The sequence below is a fragment of the Brucella sp. MAB-22 genome, assembly GCF_025908475.1.
Lineage (GTDB): Bacteria > Pseudomonadota > Alphaproteobacteria > Rhizobiales > Rhizobiaceae > Brucella > Brucella anthropi.
Genome location: NZ_CP109782.1, coordinates 2,486,479 through 2,503,484 on the forward strand (window position 1 = coordinate 2,486,479; position 17,006 = coordinate 2,503,484).

Here is a 17,006-nt window from a genome sequence, read left to right on the forward strand (position 1 = left end):
TATATCGGAAAAGGTCTTCATTCGGAGCGCACTCCCGGACCATCCATGGTTGCAAGCTGGCGGATCACCGTCAGGCGGCTGGTCAGCATGGTCAGGAAACTGACCAGAATAATGATGACGGCAGCGCCGATATAGCCATCGCGCCCGATGGCGAAATTGCCGAACATGGCGGCAGCCTGATCGCCTTCAGGTGTAGCCATATGGCTCGACGCCCACCAGGAAAACATCAGGAAGACTAGCATTGCCGCCGCGCCACCGCACAGTGCGCCTTTCAGTGCTGTGCGGAAGAAGTGCCATTCAAACTCGCGCGCCACGAATTTCGATTCCGCGCCGATGAAATGCAGAACCTCGATAATATGGCCATTGCCGGACATCGCACCGCGCGTGGCAAAGATAACGGTTAGAACGGTCGCAGCGATCACAAGCGAGAGAACGCCTGTGCCGACGAACACCGTCGTATGCGCCATGGAGACGAGACGGTCGACCCAGGTGCGGTGATCATCGAAGGTCGCAGCCGGAATGGCGCGGGTGATTTCAGTCCGCATGGTTTCGAAATCAGGTGGCGCATTTTCATCGATCGTAACGACGACAAGACGCGGCACAGGCAATTCATCGATGTTAAGGCCACTACCGAGCCATGGTTCGAGCAACCGGGCGGTCGCATCCTTGTCGATGATGCTGGTGCCTTTCACACCGGCAAAAACCACGCGCGATTTCGCTGGCCTGAGCCAGCGCCTTTTCCATATCCTGCCCGTCGACAGGCCGGATCTGGATCGTGGCTTCGCGAGCTATCTGGCTCTGCCAGGCAGCGGCCGAGGCGCGAACGAGCGTCACGCCGCCCATCGTCAGGCAGGCAAGAAAGGTCATGATCGCGATCACGATGACAAGTGCGGTTCCCGTTACGCTGCCGTCAGGCACGATGGGACTCGGTCCCTGACGCTTCCGGCGTTTGCCGATACGAACGAGCAGCATGTCCTTGAGGTCTTCGAAACGGACCCGGATGTCATCCAACGTACGTCGCCAGGCGTTCTTTGCATCAATCATAGATGTCCAGCCGCCCATGTTCGAGGATCATGCGTCGCGCATCCACCTGCTCCATCAGGGAAAGGTCGTGGGTCGCGATAATCACAGCCGTGCCCGAACGGTTCAGCTCGGTGAAAAGGCGCAGCAGACGCTTCGCAAGCGGCGGATCGACATTGCCGGTCGGTTCGTCGGCCAGAAGAAGTTCCGGCTGATCAATGAGCGCGCGCGCAATCGCTGCGCGCTGCTTCTCACCGCCTGAAAGAACCGGCGGCAGAACATTCATGCGGTCGCCGAGCCCGACCCAATGCAGAAGTTCCTCCACCTCATGACGATAGGTTGCCTCTTCCTTTCCGCGCACGCGCAGTGGAAGCGCCACATTCTCATAGGTGGTCATATGGTCGAGCAGGCGGAAATCCTGGAACACGATGCCAATACGACGGCGCAGAAGCGGAATTTCCGCATGATTGAGCCGCGCAACATCCTTGCCGAAAATATTGATAAGACCGCGTGTCGGCTTCAGGGCCATGAAAAGAAGGCGCATGAGCGACGTCTTTCCTGCCCCGGAAGGGCCGGTCAAAAACTGGAATGAACGCGGCGGAATATGGAAACTGACATCGCGCAGGATCTCAGGACCCATTCCATATCGCAGGCCGACATTCTCGAAACGTATCACCGGGCTGTTTCTCTTCAATTGTCCGCACGCTGAACGACGCACGGATGACATCGATATCAAATCGACCTTTATCCTCTATGGTTAATGTTGCGTTAATTCCGCTCGAACGAGCCTTAAAAAATGCGTGACCGAGGCTGTGGCCATGAAGCATTAACCATTATGAGCCAGTGTGTGGCACCGGTCGAAGGGGCGAAAAACGCAAAGGAAGATGACGGCATGATGGCGAAACAACCATCGACAGCGCAGATGTCGCGCGCGCCTTCGCGTGAAAACCATCGCGCGACATGGTTTGCTTCCGATGCTGGACTGATTGAAGACGCCGAATTCGAAACCATCGTTCCGGGGTCATCACCCCGGAAATTCCTCTCGTACGGCATTCCGCAGAAGCCGCTCGCCCCACGCAAGCTGATGTCCGAAACAAGTCTTCCCAGCGGATGGCCGGGATTCGGATATTGGGTTTTCGTCGCTCTTTGCGCGACAACCGCTTTCTGGATAGCGGGCGGATATACACTGCTTGCTGGCAAACCTCTTTCCGGCGGGCAGCCAACCTTGCCGCTCATTTCGGCACTTCAGCTTACTGATCTCAAAACCAGCGTCGGAATGCATGACAAGGGCAAGATTCTGAGTGTCGGCGGCCGCATCCGGAACACCACATCCGAAGAACGCGCCACGCCGCCGCTGATCGTCATAATCACCTATAGCGACGGCAGCAAACGCGAACGCCGTCTGGCTCCTGGTGAAGCAATGCTGAAACCGGGTGCATATATCGACTTCGAAACGATGCTTCCGGCGCTGCGCGGCACCATCGAGAAAGTCGATGTGCGATTGGCCACCCCGGCCTAGCAAGGCCGATCCAAAAAACTAGCCTGGCGCCTCCGGCTACTGCCAGCAACCGAGATTGCGCCCTTTGAGATTATGCGCATCGATATCGACCACAAGGCGCGGGTCTTCGCGTAAAAGAACCAGCGTCGTGCGCTGTTTGAGATCGATCTTCTGCCAGCCCGTGCATTCGGTTGGCATTGGCGTGCTGTCGATCTTCACCTTTTCCGTCCACGCAGTTGCCGTGCAGCCGGATAGCGCCGCAACAATCGGAACGACCCTAACGGCATTTAGAACAAGCCTTTGTGTTTTCGTCCCACGATGAGTGTTCAAGGCTGGCAACTCCAATCTGCCCCGCGAAATCCCTGCCAATCGATCTTGCATTGGCCAGCGTCGCCCGTTCGACATCTGCGCTTATAACGTGCCGCCGCCCTTCTCCGCAATATAGCTGAGCGGGATCGACAGCTTTTAAAAAAACCCAGCCGACCAACTCTTACTATCCATCGAAACCCAATTTAGAAGAGATATAAAAGCAAACACGAATATACGAAGAATAGCTTTTTCGTTTACTGAAATGACGGGAAAAATCCACAGAGAACAAAAGCCTCCAATCAAGTTAAACATGATTGTCCGAAGAAAAAGACGATTATATGCTTCTTGCTAAATGATTCGCATATGGCATTTTTCACTACACCAACCCTGGGGATTTCCATGCTGAACAAATTGTCGGCTGAATTTTTCGGAACATTCTGGCTTGTTTTCGGGGGCTGCGGCAGCGCAATCCTCGCCGCAGCCTTCCCTGAACTGGGCATCGGCTTTCTCGGCGTTGCTCTCGCCTTCGGTTTGACTGTCCTGACCATGGCTTATGCTGTGGGCGGCATTTCCGGCGGCCATTTCAACCCGGCTGTCTCCTTGGGCCTCATGGTGGCTGGTCGTCTTCCAGCCAAGGACCTGATCCCTTACTGGGTTGCACAGGTTCTGGGCGCCATTGCCGCCGCCGCAGTTCTCTTCCTTATCGCCTCGGGCAAGGAAGGCTTCTCCGCCGGTGGCCTCGCTTCCAACGGCTATGGTGAACTTTCACCGGGCGGCTACAGCATGATGGCGGGCCTGCTCATCGAGGTTATCCTGACGGCCTTCTTCCTTATCATCATTCTGGGCTCCACCTCGTCGCTGGCTCCAGCTGGTTTTGCCCCGATTGCCATCGGTCTCGGTCTCACCCTGATCCATTTGATTTCGATCCCGGTCACCAATACGTCGGTGAATCCGGCCCGCTCGACCGGCGTTGCTCTCTTCGCCGATACAGCAGCACTCAGCCAGCTCTGGCTGTTCTGGGTTGCGCCGCTTGTCGGCGCAGCGATCGGCGCGATCATCTGGAAAGGCCTGCTCGGCAAGGATTGATCCAGAACGACAACAATGAAAGGCCGGTTCATTCCGGCCTTTCTTGCTTTCAGGGCTCTTTTGCAATCGTCTCGAACAGAGCCGCACAAAAAATGGTTCCGATCATGGGAAGGATGCTGTAAGTAACATCTATCTTCTTGTTGTAACGCATTATCCGACGCAAAGCTGCTTCGCACTTTTGCTGGAAATGCTCCAGATGTTATGAGCAATGTCCCCCTCTACCGATGCTTCTTCTGCGGATAGTTACGCAGCTTTCCGGCACTCTGCCTTCAAAAAATACTGGGGCGCCCGTTTCCTGAGCGCATTTGCGGTGCAAATCGTGAGTGTGTCAGTGGGCTGGCAGATTTATGACCTCACCCGCGACGCCTTCAATCTGGGCATGGTCGGACTGGTGCAATTTCTACCGGCCCTGTTGCTGGTTCTCGTAACCGGTGCTGCTGCCGACCGCTTCGGCAGACGCTTCATCATGGGCTTGTCACTTATCCTGGAAAGCGTGGTGACAGCACTGCTGCTCGGTCTGACGCTCGCCGGTCTGTTCGAGCCCCTGACGGTCTTTGCCTCACTCACACTTTTCGGCGTTGCGCGCGCATTTCTCGGACCCTCCTCAGCATCGCTGGTCGTCAATCTCGTGCCGACCGAGGATTTCGCCAACGCCGTTTCGTGGAATTCATCTGCATGGCAGGTGGCAACAATCGTGGGACCTGTCGCAGGTGGTCTGCTCTATGGCGTTTCGCCGGTTGCAGCCTATTCCGTCGCCACACTGTTCTTGCTGATTGGCTCCGTGCTGATCTTTTCCATTCCAAAGCCCAAACAGCACACGCTTGCCGAGCAGCGCTCGCTGACAAGCATGCTCGCTGGCTTCCGCTACATCTGGAAGGAAAAGATCGTCCTTGGCGCCATCTCGCTCGACCTCTTTGCCGTTCTCCTTGGCGGAACGGTGGCGCTGCTGCCGATTTATGCGCGCGACATCCTCGATCTCGGTCCTTGGGGCCTCGGCCTGCTGCGATCCGCTCCCGGTATCGGCGCTGTTCTGACCGCCGTCTGGCTTGCCGGACACCCGATCCGCGACCATGCAGGTCGCGTGATGTTCATCTTCGTCGGCCTGTTCGGTCTATTCAATATTATCTTCGGTGTCTCGACCCTGACATGGCTGTCGGTCATTGCTCTGGCACTTGCAGGTGCCGCTGACATGATCAGCGTCTATATCCGTGAAACGCTTATGCAGCTCTGGACGCCCGATCACGTGCGCGGTCGTGTCAATGCCGTCAACATGGTCTTTGTCGGTGCATCGAATGAACTGGGCGAGTTTCGCGCCGGCCTGATGGCTGCGGCCATCGGCGCTGTTCCCGCTGTCGTCATCGGTGGATTGGGATCGATCGCCGTTGCTGTTGCCTGGGCGGCAATGTTCCCGCAATTGCGCAAGGCCCGTCACCTGCAGGGACGGACTTGATCTCTCAAATCAGAGGTGATCAGGAGGCGGACGTGCTACGATTCGCCTTGTCCATGCGATCCTGAATGGCATTCCGGTCGTCCTGCCGGATGCCAACGAGTTCCGCCACGCGCCACATTACGTCGGCCTCGACTTCGCTCACCTTGCCGTCGGCGTAGACCATTTCCCACATCAGTCCGATCAGGTCGAGGCGAGCCTGATAATCAAGCTGCCGCTTCAGAACCGAAGTGAAATCCGAAAGGTCAATAGCTTCCTGATCGGCCTTTTCCGCCGCCTGTATGAGTTGTTTCAGACTGTCGCCTTTAAGGCCATATTTCTGCGACAGCATCGAAGAAAGCTTCTTACGCTCGCTTTCCCGCGTTTCGCCGTCGGCATCCATGATGTGATAAAGCAAAGCGGCGGCGGCCAGTCGTGGATCATCATTGGAAAATTTTTCGCTCCGGTCACGAAAACCGTTGGCGGGAAGCTCTTTTAAAAAATCCAGAAGACGATCGAACATTCACCCTCGCTGCCATGTTTGCGACTTGCCAGCCGTTACGGCGATTCCGGCATCTTTGTTAGCAACATCGAAGGTAACGAGCTGAATGCGCCACGCAAGACGGTAAACAGTCTTGCGCGACCGTTTACCGTCCAAGAGATGGGCTGCGTTGTTTTTCGGCAACGATTTCCCGGAAGCCTGATCAGAAAAGCCTCAATCCGCTCTGGGCTTTTTGCGAAGGCTTGTTTTCGTCGACACCCGGATCGTCCACCACCAGATGCGCACGACGCGGCTCGTCCTCCATATCGTCATCAGTCGCGACCACATTTGGGACAGGCGGCTTCACCTCCTCGACCTTTTTTACCGAAGGGGCTGGCGATACCTTGACCGGCTCGGCGGCAGGCACGATGACTTCAGCCTCCTCAACATCGCGAACAGGCGACTTTCTCTCCACGACGGCTGATGCATCCACTACGCCAGCCTTGTCTTTCGGCTCTGCAAGAACCAGCGGATTGCCCGGCTTTGCTTCCACCGGGCCTTTGATTTCAGGTTTTTCCGCTTCAATGGCTGGAGCAAGTTCCACGACGGGAACCTTCCACTCGAAGCTGTTGAGGCGTCCCGTAACCGGCGATACAGGCGACCATTGTTCTGAAACATAACCGTCGGCAGTCCACGCGGGATCACGCGGCGCCTTGACGGCCCGCGCCAGCCATTCACGAACCTTGCCCTGATCACCCGTTTCAGCTTCTTCAATATCGGCAAGCAACAGATAGGCGCTTTCGCGTGGCGAAGCGCGCAGAACCTGTTCGGCATTGTCGCGGGCAAGGCGATAATCACCCGCCTCATAGGCAGCGCGTGCCAGAGCAAGACTGCCCTCGGCATTGTTGGAACGCAACGAGACGAGATGCCTTGCGCGCTTCAAACGGTCCTGAGCCGTATCACCTGACCGGGCGTAGACATACGTCGAAGCAATGTCTGGATGCGGAAACCGTTTCCATGCCGCTTCCAGAATTTTCGAACCTTTTCGCATATCGCCATCGGAAAAAAGCGCACGCGCGGCAACCACGGCAGCAGGCACCAGATCGGGTGTCAGCTTGTTTGCCTCCAGTGCCAGCGCCTTTGCCTGCGCATGATCAACATCAGCGACTGCCATCGCCTTGGCGGTCAAAAGCGCAGCGCGTTCTTTCTTCACCACATCCTTGCTATGGGCGAGTGCCTGTTTGCGTGCATCGACAAGCTTCAGCGCCGCATCCCAGTCGCCCTCGGCACAAAGCTGGCCCATCATGGCTGACGAGGCCCATTCAAGCTGCGGCGCTTGGCTCGCGGCTTCGGCGGCATAATGGCGTGCGGCATCGAGAGCGCCAACGCGCTGGGCTTCGATGTAAAGCCCGCGCAAACCGAGCAACCGTGTCTCGGGATCATCCACCATCGCTTCGAAGCCTTTGCGGGCATCTTCCGTGCGCCCTTCCAGCATAGCGGTCTGCGCTTCGAGAAGCTTTATCAGCGGCTCCTGATCGGAACTCAGCAATTTGCCGGCCTGCTTGGTCATGCGGCGCGCTGCTTCCGCATCGCCGGCCCCGGCTGCAATCAATCCGGTTGAAAGCGACTGATAACCGCGATCACGCTTGCGCGCACGAAAATGCCTGCGCAGCGTGTAAGGTGACTGGATGATGCTCTTGACCAGCCACCACAGGATCAGCATGGCCGCGACGATGGCAACGATCCCCGCAACAGCGGTTATCAGCGGCACATTGTAATGATTGCCCGCAAAAGTGACATCAAGTTCACCCGGACGGTCCGCAAGCCAGGCAAAGCCGAAACCAAGCGCGGCAACGACGACGAAATAGAACAGGACACGCAGCATCGGCCCGCCTCCTACTGACCGGAAGAGGCCGGAGCCTCGCCGGTTTCGCCCATAGTCGATTTGGGTTTCAAGCTGTCGGCAACGAGGCGCTGCACCAGTGCATCAGCGTCACGCCGCGCCCGAATCTGATCAGCGAATTCCTGCGAGGTAGCCTTGGCATCAGCAGGCAACTGTTCCCATTCGCTGAGAGCACGCTCCAGATCACCCGCCTGCAAGGCGGCCTCCATTCGGGCCGTGATCGGTCCGACACCAGTGCCGGTGACATTGCCCGCAACCGGGCGCACGCTTACCAGTCCTCTGGCGCTGGCGACAAGCTGATCCCAAATTCCGGCATCGGCAGGCAGCTTGTTTTCCGTCGCGACGATCCGGTTCGCAACAGCACCGAACCACGCATTCAGGTCGGCAACGGTCGGAACGCCCTTGTCAGCGTGGGCGCGCAGCTGTTCGATGGATGCCTCGTTCGGTGTAACCGAAGCGTAAGTGTCCAGTTCCGCTTTGAAAGAACCACCACGATCAATCGCCGTCTTCAGCGCATTGGCCGCTATAAGCGCCGTCGCATCGGGCTGGCGTGAAGCCTGGGTGACCTTCTCCTGCAAGGAGGTCAGCTTCGATTCGAGCGATGAAATCGTGCCGCTGTTTCCCGAAACTCCGGCTGTCGCCTCGTCCGCCCGGTTCTGTGTCGCTGAAAGCTTGCTTTCCAGCGCGTCCAGCCGCTCGGTCAGAGCAGTGGTATCGACTGCCGCGTCCTGCTCAGCCTCTTTCGGCAAGGCGGCAAATTGCTGCTGAAGATCGGCGAAGGAACCTGCCACCGCCTCTGCCTTGATCTCGGCTGCCTGAACATTCTTTTCCAGAGCCGCAAGCTGCGCGCGGCTTGTATCGTCAAGCGGCGCCGGTGTCGGATTGGTCCGCAAGTCGGCGATCTGCTGTTCCATATGCGCAAGCTGTTCCGCTGTCACTCTCGCGCCCGGAGAGGGGATAACATTGCCCCATTGCAGAGCCAGCAAACCGCCAAGCCCGATTACACCACCAGCAATACCGGCCAGAAGATGCGACGCGCCCGCACCGCTCTTTTGCGCAGTCTGCTGGGTTTCTGGTTTCACGCCCGAGGTAAAAGGAGGTTTGGTATAAGTCGAACTTTCCGGCGTTTCCGTCTTCACGGTCTTTTCGGCAGCCGTCGCTTCGGGTTTGCGTGATGCAGGCTTCGGGGTTTCCGGTTTTGGGTTTTCAGATTTTGAGAAATTTCCCACCGGCTCCGCATCTGGCGTCGCCTTCGCCGGTTCGTCAACCCGCGTCACATCCGATGGATCAAGATTGATTGTCACAGGATTACGGGCCGATTTGGAATGTCGCGGAGTGCCGGGTTTCGCCATGGATCCTCTCGTAAATGCCGATTGGTTGCCTCAAACTCTAACAGATAAAATCGCCAGATGAAGGAAGGTTGCGCCGAAATGAGTCAAAGTTTGGCAAACAGCCGGAAAAGTCCGCCTTCATCCGGGTGGTCTGCGACAAGCGCATTTGCCCGCCAGAGCGACGGCAACCGGTCGGCCACACGGGCAGAAATGCATAAAAACCGCGTTTTCTCGTCAAAAGGCGGCGCGATTTCATGCATCGCTTCGACGAAGCTCGTCGCGGCAACGCCGGAATAGAGCATGACCGCGACAAAAGGCGCGCCGTGAAGCACACTCCGAAGTGCTGACGCAGAATAAGGAATTGTCTCCGTGTCATAGACATCAACGACGTGCATATCGAGTTTGGCGGCCCGCATCTCGTCCTCGAACACCGGTTGGCGCACCCGTCCGGCGAGATAGAGAACACGGGATTGTTCGGGAATATCCCGCCGCATCCTTGCCGCAAGACGAACCGCATCACCGCCCCCGTCGATCACATGACCGAACCCGGCCTTCTGCGCTGCCTGCGCTGTTCCCTGTCCCACAGCAAAGAGCGGCAGGCCAAGAAACGGCCTCAGCCGTTCCGTGTCGATATGGTGAAAGGCATTGGCGCTCGTCACTGTCAAAGCCGCAAACGGGCCATCGGGCAGAGCAAAGGAAAGCGCAACGGTTCGGCTCAGTGGAAGGAGAACCGGCTCATAACCCCTCGACGCCAGTTTGGCGGCGGTTTCGGAGCCAGCCGGCTGTGGCCGCGTCACCAGAACGCGACCAAGAGATGCGATTTGTGCTGGCCCCGCCAAATCTACTCCCAGCCCTCGAAGAATTGGGGACCAGCCTTCGCGCGCAGATGCTCCGCGGCTTCTTTGCCAAGGGCGGCGGCATTTGATGCCGGACCTTCCGTCTTTATCTCGTGCGCTTCAGACCCGTCCGGCTTCAAAATCGTGCCGTGGAAGGAAACCGTATCGCCGTTCACGGTTGCAAGACCGGCAATCGGCGTGCGGCAGGAACCGTCCAGGGCAGCCAGAAATGCCCGTTCGCAGGCAAGTGCAATACCAGTCTCGCGATGCGCAAGGGGCGCCAGCAGCGTGTCGATACGCGTATCGCCGATACGGGTCTCGATGCCGATGGCACCTTGTCCCGGCGCAGGCGGGAAGCTTTCCGGATCGGCCAGGTCTGTAATGACATCGCCTAGCCCCAAACGTCGCAATCCCGCACAGGCGAGAAACGTCCCGTCGACTTCTCCGGCTTCCAGTTTGCGAAGGCGAGTATCGACATTGCCGCGGAAAATCACCACTTGAATGTCGGGACGAAGACGGCGGATCAGGGCCTGACGGCGCAATGATGACGATCCAACAGTTGCACCCTGCGGCAAATCAAGGAGGCGGGAAGCCGTACGACCGATAAAGGCATCGCGCGGATCTTCGCGCTCAAGGAAAACAGAAAGATGCAGACCATCGGGCAGAACCGTCGGCATATCCTTGGTCGAATGGACTGCGAGATCGATTCGACCATCCGTCAGCGCCTGCTCGATCTCTTCGGTAAAAAGCCCCTTGCCGCCGATCTCGGAAAGCGCGCGATCCTGAATGCGGTCACCTGCCGTCGACATGGGAATGATTTCAATAGCTTCTTCCGGCAGACCATGTGCCTCCATAAGGCGACGACGCGTCTCGTAAGCCTGGGCGAGAGCAAGCTTGCTGCCCCGCGTGCCTATCTTCAACGTGCCATTCTTTAAGGATGCTGTTTGCATATTGCGCTGTCCATGGTACCGGATTTTTCAATGAATTATGAGACAGGCAGGGTCTAACCGCAAATGCGCATTCTTGGAATAGAAACAAGTTGCGACGAAACAGCCGCCGCAATCGTCGAACGTGACGGTCAAGGTGAAGGACGGATTCTGTCCAATGTGGTTTTGAGCCAGATCGCCGAGCACGAACCCTATGGCGGTGTGGTGCCGGAAATTGCCGCACGCGCCCATGTCGAAGCGCTAGACCGGCTGGTTGCGCGCGCGCTCGAAGATGCCGACATGAAGCTTGCCGACGTCGATGCGGTGGCCGCCACGGCAGGACCGGGGCTGATCGGCGGACTGATCGTCGGGCTGATGACCGCCAAGGCACTGGCCATGGCGGCACAGAAGCCGTTTTATGCCGTCAACCACCTGGAAGGCCATGCATTGACGGCACGTCTGACCGACGGCCTGCCGTTTCCTTATCTGCTGCTGCTCGTTTCCGGCGGTCATACGCAGATGGTGCTGATACGCGGTATTGGCGACTACGAACGCCTCGGCACCACTATTGACGACGCGCTGGGCGAAGCCTTCGACAAAACGGCAAAGCTTTTGGGTCTGCCTTATCCGGGCGGTCCAGCAGTCGAACGTATGGCGCTTCAGGGCAATCCGAAGCGATTCGCCCTGCCGCGACCGCTGAAGGGCGAAGCACGGCTCGATTTTTCCTTTTCCGGTCTCAAGACAGCGGTGCGCCAGACGGCAACAGAACTGGTTCCATTGTCGGATCAGGACGTGGCCGATATTTGCGCCTCTTTCCAGGCTGCAGTCGCCGACACGCTGTCCGACCGGGTGGGCCGGTCACTTGAACGTTTCAGAAACGAATTTCCCGATTGCGAAACACCGGCGCTTGTCGTTGCGGGCGGGGTCGCGGCCAACAAGACCTTGCGCGCCGCGCTCGAAACTCTTTGCGCCCGGCACGGTTTCAGCTTCATCGCTCCGCCGCTCGATCTATGCACCGACAATGCTGCAATGATTGCCTGGGCCGGTGCCGAACGGGCCGCAACGGAAGCTCCTGATTCGCTCGATCTTGCACCACGCTCGCGCTGGCCGCTTGACGAGAAGTCGGCTCCGCTGATCGGAACCGGACGACGTGGAGCCAAGGCATGAGCGAAAAGACTAGCAAGATTGCTATTCTGGGTGGCGGCGCCTGGGGCACGGCCCTTGCGGCTATGGCATGCAGCAGCGGCCATGATACATGGCTATATCCCCGCGACGAGGCGATGGTCGAAGCCATCAACCGGACACACCGCAATCCGCGCTATCTGGGCGAGATCGAACTTCCCGGTGCTATAAATGCAAGCACGGACGTGGCTGCTGTCGCCGAACATGCGGATGCCGTTCTAGCCGTCATTCCCGCGCAGGCCATGCGCGCCGGGCTTTCGCAGTTGAGCAGTCTTATTCCGCAAACCGCACCCGTCGTGCTCTGCGCGAAAGGGATCGAACGCAGCACCGGACGGCTGATGTCGGAAATCGTAGCTGAAGTTCTGCCGAACCATCGGATCGCAGCGCTATCCGGTCCGAGTTTTGCAACAGACGTCGCCAAAGGGCTTCCGACCGCCGTGACGGTTGCCTGCGAGGAAGCAGCAATTGCCGATCGGCTCGCAGCACTTTTGTCCGGTCCAGCCTTCCGATGCTATTCGACAACCGATCTCAAAGGGGTCGAAATCGGCGGTGCTTTGAAAAATGTCCTCGCTATTGCTGCCGGTGCTGCCGTCGGGCGCGGGTTCGGCGCAAGCGCGCAGGCCGCTCTCGTCACGCGCGGGTTTGCGGAACTCCGCCGCATCGGTCAGGCCATGGGTGCCAGACCCGAAACCATCATGGGGCTTTCCGGTCTCGGCGATCTGATGCTGACCTGCTCTTCGTCGCAGTCACGCAATTACTCCTACGGGCTGGCACTCGGACGAGGCGAAGACCTGACCAATCGACCGCTTGCCGAAGGCGTGGCGACCGCACCGATTGCCGCCGAACTATGCCGCAAACATGCTATCTCCGCACCCATCATCGATGCGACGGGTGCACTGCTTGACGGCACCATCACCATTGACGAAGCCGTGACGGCTCTGCTCAACCGACCACTCAAGACCGAGGACTAGAGCGTGATCCCGAAGGTGGGAACCGGTTTTCGGACAAGATCATGCTCGAACGGAAAGGATAATTGACAATGCTTTTTGCTCTTCTGTGCAACGACAAGCCGGACCATCTGCAAGTGCGCCTCGATACGCGCCCTGCACATCTCGACTATCTCAAGGGTCTTGGTGACGGGCTGAAGTTCGCAGGCCCCTTCCTCGGTGAAGACGGCAAGCCAAACGGCAGTCTGGTCGTTGTCGAAGCTGCCGACAAGGCCGCAGCAGAAAAGATCGCTGCCAATGATCCTTACGCACTGGCAGGCCTGTTTCAGAACGTAACCGTGCGTCCGTGGAATTGGGCGATCAACAATCCCGCCAACGCTTGAGGCTCATGACTGATGGCTTACTGGCTGTTCAAATCCGAACCGTTCAAATGGTCATGGGAAATGCAGAAAGCCCGTGGCGAAAAAGGCGAGCAATGGGACGGCGTGCGCAATTATCTGGCGCGCAACAACATGCGCGCCATGAAACTGGGCGACAAGGGCTTCTTCTATCATTCCAACGAAGGGCTGGAAGTCGTCGGCATCGTCGAGGTCTGTGCGCTGGCGCATCATGACAGCACGACGGACGATCCGCGCTGGGGGAATGCGTGGATATCAGAGCTGTGCGCGACATGCCGAAGCCGGTAACGCTGAAAGATGTGAAAGCCAATCCGAAGCTAGAGAAGATGGCGCTCGTCACCTCGATGCGTCTTTCGGTGCAGCCAGTGACGGAAGATGAATGGATCGAAGTCTGCCGCATGGGCGGACTGGACGCAAAGAGCGCTTTGGCATGAGCATGTCTGCATCCCCAAACCGGTTCCCGCTTTAGGGAGACATGCTCTGATGCTCGATCCGGCACATAAAAGCGCGCGTGATTTCATTCTGGCCAATACCAGCCTGCAAGCGCCGCCGCACGTGCCGGAAATTCGTCTGCATCTGGCCGATGAAGCGCACGACCTTTGGCACAAGACCGAGGAAGAGCTTGCTACAATCGGCCTGCCGCCGCCCTTCTGGGCTTTCGCCTGGGCTGGTGGTCAGGGTGTGGCACGCTATATCCTTGATCATCAAGAAACGGTGAAAGACAAGACGGTACTCGATTTTGCATCCGGTTCCGGCCTTGTCGCCATTGCCGCCATGCAGGCAGGCGCGTCGAGCGTGCTGGCGTCGGACATCGACCCCTTCGCGCTTCCGGCCATCGAGATCAATGCATCGGCCAATGGCGTGTCGGTGCTCCCCTCATTGGATGACCTCATCGGGCAGGACGGTGGTTGGGATGTGATCCTGGCAGGCGATGTCTTTTATGAAAAGCCGCTCGCCGAGCGGCTTATTCCCTGGTTTTCAAAACTTGCCGAACGTGGCGCCCGTATCGTCGTCGGCGATCCAGGACGCGCCTATCTACCGAAAGACCGGCTGCAGCAACTTGCCGTCTATACCGTGCCCGTCACCCGCGCCCTTGAAGACGCTGAAGTGAAGCGAACGACCGTCTGGGCGTTTATTTAAGCAAATTTCTTCGCACCCGCCACACACACGACGACCACCGCTGCCGTCGCGACCATACCCATACTGACGGGTTCCCCCGCAATACCGGCAGCCAGCATAAGGCCAAAGAAAGGCTGGAGAAGCTGTAACTGGCCGACAGTGGCGGCACCGCCCTGCGCAAGGCCGCGATACCAGAAGAAGAAGCCGATCAGCATCGAAAACAGCGAGACATAGCCGAGGCTTATCCAGGCTGGCGTACCGATGCCCGCCCATGTCTCCGGACGCGTCAAGACACTCAGCGGCAGCATGACCGGCAGCGAGAACACCAGCGCCCAGCAGATAACCTGCCAGCCGCCGAGCCTGCGCGAAAGCCGCGCGCCTTCGGCATAGCCCAGACCGCAGACGATAACGGCAGCGAGCATCAGCACGTCACCCAGAAGCGTGGACTGGCTTCCCTGCCCATAGGCATAGGAAGCGACAATGAGGCTTCCAACCACTGAAAACAGCCAGAACATCGGGCGCGGATGCTCTCCACCGCGCAGGACAGCGAAGATTGCCGTGGCGAGCGGGAGCAGCCCGATGAAGACAATCGCGTGGGCAGACGTCATGTGCTGAAGGGCAAGCCCCGTCAGAAGCGGGAAACCGACGACCACGCCAAGCGCCACCACAATCAACGAGATGGCATCGGTGCGGCGGGGAAAAGGTTCCCGAAACGCCAGCAGAAGCGCCATGCCAAGCAGTCCCGCGATAGACGCTCGCGCCATTGTCAGAAACGTCGGATCGATATCGATCACCGCCAGCCGTGTTGCCGGCAGCGAGCCGGAAAAAATCAATACGCCCAAAAACCCGTTGACCCATCCGGCGGTCTTATTCCCAACATTCTCACGCATAGTGTCTTTTCGACTTTCTCTAAAATCGTATAAGGATTCGTGAGACAATGCCGCGGAACTGCCCGAATAATCAGAGACAGTTTTGGGACAATTCTGGCAAACTGTACTGGTACAAGGGATAGTACAGATGATTTCGACGGGCCTTCTGCGCAGCCTCGAAGCTGTAGAAGCTGCTTACGCAAGCGGAGAAATCGAGCGTGGCGATGAAAACGCTACCGCCGACAGGACGCCGCTCGTTGAAAAGGTGATGGGCATTATTCGCGGACGCATTACGGCGATGAGCCTTGCGCCGGGTGCGCGACTGCCTTCCATCCGTCGCCTCGCCGAAGCGATGAATGTCTCGAAATCCACTGTCGTTGAAGCCTATGACAGGCTGGTGGCGGAAGGCATAATTCAGTCGCGCCGCGGTGCCGGTTTCTATGTTTCGGAGCGCGCTCGCCAGCCATTTTCGCTGGCCATCAACACACCGCACAAGGAGCGCCAGATCGATCCTTTCTGGGTCATGCGACAGTCACTTGAGGCAGACGACACCGCACTTAAACCGGGGTGCGGATGGCTACCCGACACGTGGCTTCCACAGGAAGCGATCCGCCGGGCGATGCGCGCGGTTGCTCGCGACGAGGGGAGCAATATTGCCACCTATGGCGAACCGCTCGGTTTCCGGCCCCTGCGCCAGCACCTTGCTCACCGACTCGGTGAACAAGGCATCGACGTTTCGAGCGGAGAAATATTGCTGGCCGATTCCGGCACGCAGGCCATCGACCTGATCTGCCGTTATCTGTTGCAACCGGGCGATACGGTTCTGGTCGATGATCCCTGCTACTTCAACTTTCAGGCCGTGCTTCTGACACACCGTGTAAAACTGATCGGTGTGCCCTATACCCATACCGGCCCGGACCTCGAAGCCTTTGCGAAAGCAGCCAGCGAACACGCGCCGAAACTCTATATATCCAATGCCGGATTGCATAACCCGACCGGCGGTTCGATGACGCCAGCCACGGCCCACCGGCTGCTGAAGCTCGCCGAAGCGCATGGCGTCACGCTGGTCGAAGATAATATCTTCGGCGACTTCCACCCCTCGCCTACCCCGCTTCTTGCCGAACTGGACGGGTTCGACCGCGTCCTGCATGTTGGCAGTTTCTCCAAGACGCTGTCCGCCGCAGCCCGCGTCGGCTATATCGCCGGACGTCGCGACTGGATCGACGGGCTGACCGACCTGAAGCTCGCCACCAGCTTCGGGGGCAATGTGTTGTCGCAACAGATTGTGCATGCGCTCTTGACCGATGGTGCCTACCGCCGCCACGTGGACAGCCTGCGCGCCAAACTGGCCGATGCGATGACACTCATCGCCAGCCGCCTGAAGGCAGAGGGCCTCACGCTGTGGACCGAGCCGCAAGGCGGCATGTTTCTATGGGCCGAATTGCCCGCTGGGCTGGACTCCGGCCAGATTGCGCGGCATGCTCTGGACAAAGGCGTCGTGCTTGCGCCCGGCAACGTCTTCAGCCCGTCACATACGGCCAGCCGTTTCCTGCGCTTCAACGTTGCGCAATCGCTGGAGCCATACGTTTTCGCTGTGCTGCGCGATGCGATGAGAGACGCGCGCACCAAAACCGACAGCTGAAAAACTCCCTCAACATTAGCACTCCCGTATCGA

Annotated in this window: 16 protein-coding genes and 2 pseudogenes; 9 read left to right on the forward strand and 9 right to left on the reverse strand. The window is 58.4% G+C overall.

All coding sequences use genetic code 11. The features are described from left to right. Positions 1 to 17: 17 nt before the first annotated feature. Together OHI65_RS21535 and ftsE are read right to left on the reverse strand one after the other, a co-directional pair. Positions 18 to 1,062, reverse strand: a pseudogene (locus OHI65_RS21535) (cell division protein FtsX). After that, the gene (gene ftsE, locus OHI65_RS21540; RefSeq protein ID WP_029375806.1) at positions 1,037 to 1,660 is read right to left on the reverse strand and encodes a cell division ATP-binding protein FtsE; all 624 of its coding nucleotides are present in this window, start codon (positions 1,658 to 1,660) and stop codon (positions 1,037 to 1,039) included. The pseudogene OHI65_RS21535 and the gene ftsE overlap by 26 nt, the downstream one beginning before the upstream one ends. A gap of 252 nt (positions 1,661 to 1,912) precedes the next feature. On the opposite strand from ftsE, the gene OHI65_RS21545 reads away from it, so the two are divergent. Then, a complete protein-coding gene (locus OHI65_RS21545) occupies positions 1,913 to 2,539 on the forward strand; it encodes a hypothetical protein (protein WP_094514662.1) in 627 nt (208 codons plus the stop codon). 36 nt (positions 2,540 to 2,575) lie between these two features. Here the strand turns inward: OHI65_RS21545 and OHI65_RS21550 are convergent, their stop codons facing one another. Next, entirely contained in the window at positions 2,576 to 2,848 is a 273-nt protein-coding gene (locus tag OHI65_RS21550) for a hypothetical protein (protein WP_029929715.1), read from the reverse strand. Between the two features lie 378 nt (positions 2,849 to 3,226). Here OHI65_RS21550 and aqpZ point away from each other — a divergent pair, with 378 nt between their 5' ends. Together aqpZ and OHI65_RS21560 are read left to right on the forward strand one after the other, a co-directional pair. Then, the gene (gene aqpZ, locus OHI65_RS21555) at positions 3,227 to 3,913 is read left to right on the forward strand and encodes an aquaporin Z (protein ID WP_010657546.1); all 687 of its coding nucleotides are present in this window, start codon (positions 3,227 to 3,229) and stop codon (positions 3,911 to 3,913) included. 208 nt (positions 3,914 to 4,121) lie between these two features. Next, positions 4,122 to 5,363 (forward strand): MFS transporter, encoded by a 1,242-nt coding sequence (locus tag OHI65_RS21560; RefSeq protein WP_125301652.1) that lies wholly within the window; start codon positions 4,122 to 4,124, stop codon positions 5,361 to 5,363. Positions 5,364 to 5,382: 19 nt separating this feature from the next. On the opposite strand, the gene OHI65_RS21565 is transcribed toward OHI65_RS21560, so the two are convergent. The 5 genes from OHI65_RS21565 to hemC all read right to left on the reverse strand — a co-directional run bounded on the left by OHI65_RS21565 (position 5,383) and on the right by hemC (position 10,840). Continuing rightward, a complete protein-coding gene (locus OHI65_RS21565) occupies positions 5,383 to 5,862 on the reverse strand; it encodes a TerB family tellurite resistance protein (protein WP_012091163.1) in 480 nt (159 codons plus the stop codon). 181 nt (positions 5,863 to 6,043) lie between these two features. Further along, positions 6,044 to 7,705, reverse strand: coding sequence for a heme biosynthesis protein HemY (locus OHI65_RS21570; RefSeq protein ID WP_012091162.1), 1,662 nt, complete (start codon positions 7,703 to 7,705; stop codon positions 6,044 to 6,046). An 11-nt stretch (positions 7,706 to 7,716) separates the two neighbouring features. After that, positions 7,717 to 9,075: a COG4223 family protein gene (locus OHI65_RS21575; protein ID WP_264358801.1), complete on the reverse strand. Its 1,359-nt coding sequence runs from the start codon at positions 9,073 to 9,075 to the stop codon at positions 7,717 to 7,719. A gap of 83 nt (positions 9,076 to 9,158) precedes the next feature. Continuing rightward, positions 9,159 to 9,893, reverse strand: a complete 735-nt coding sequence (locus OHI65_RS21580; RefSeq protein WP_125301648.1) for a uroporphyrinogen-III synthase — start codon at positions 9,891 to 9,893, stop codon at positions 9,159 to 9,161. 2 nt (positions 9,894 to 9,895) lie between these two features. After that, the gene (gene hemC / locus OHI65_RS21585; RefSeq protein WP_125301646.1) at positions 9,896 to 10,840 is read right to left on the reverse strand and encodes a hydroxymethylbilane synthase; all 945 of its coding nucleotides are present in this window, start codon (positions 10,838 to 10,840) and stop codon (positions 9,896 to 9,898) included. 63 nt (positions 10,841 to 10,903) lie between these two features. Between hemC and tsaD the strand changes: the two genes are divergently transcribed. The 5 genes and pseudogenes from tsaD (at position 10,904) to OHI65_RS21610 (ending at position 14,483) form a co-directional block, all read left to right on the forward strand. Then, positions 10,904 to 11,983 (forward strand): tRNA (adenosine(37)-N6)-threonylcarbamoyltransferase complex transferase subunit TsaD, encoded by a 1,080-nt coding sequence (gene tsaD / locus OHI65_RS21590; RefSeq protein ID WP_012091158.1) that lies wholly within the window; start codon positions 10,904 to 10,906, stop codon positions 11,981 to 11,983. Continuing rightward, on the forward strand, positions 11,980 to 12,969 hold the full coding sequence (locus tag OHI65_RS21595; RefSeq protein ID WP_264358802.1) for an NAD(P)H-dependent glycerol-3-phosphate dehydrogenase: 990 nt from the start codon (positions 11,980 to 11,982) through the stop codon (positions 12,967 to 12,969). The genes tsaD and OHI65_RS21595 overlap by 4 nt, the downstream gene beginning before the upstream one ends. A 68-nt stretch (positions 12,970 to 13,037) precedes the next feature. Then, positions 13,038 to 13,328: a YciI-like protein gene (locus OHI65_RS21600; protein ID WP_010657555.1), complete on the forward strand. Its 291-nt coding sequence runs from the start codon at positions 13,038 to 13,040 to the stop codon at positions 13,326 to 13,328. A gap of 12 nt (positions 13,329 to 13,340) precedes the next feature. Continuing rightward, a pseudogene (locus OHI65_RS21605) lies at positions 13,341 to 13,777 on the forward strand (EVE domain-containing protein). A 49-nt stretch (positions 13,778 to 13,826) separates the two neighbouring features. Then, the gene (locus OHI65_RS21610) at positions 13,827 to 14,483 is read left to right on the forward strand and encodes a class I SAM-dependent methyltransferase (protein WP_012091156.1); all 657 of its coding nucleotides are present in this window, start codon (positions 13,827 to 13,829) and stop codon (positions 14,481 to 14,483) included. Here the strand turns inward: OHI65_RS21610 and OHI65_RS21615 are convergent. Further along, positions 14,480 to 15,352: a DMT family transporter gene (locus tag OHI65_RS21615; RefSeq protein ID WP_125301644.1), complete on the reverse strand. Its 873-nt coding sequence runs from the start codon at positions 15,350 to 15,352 to the stop codon at positions 14,480 to 14,482. The genes OHI65_RS21610 and OHI65_RS21615 overlap by 4 nt on opposite strands. 127 nt (positions 15,353 to 15,479) lie before the next feature. On the opposite strand from OHI65_RS21615, the gene OHI65_RS21620 reads away from it, so the two are divergent. After that, on the forward strand, positions 15,480 to 16,973 hold the full coding sequence (locus OHI65_RS21620; protein ID WP_125301642.1) for a PLP-dependent aminotransferase family protein: 1,494 nt from the start codon (positions 15,480 to 15,482) through the stop codon (positions 16,971 to 16,973). Positions 16,974 to 17,006 lie beyond the last annotated feature (33 nt).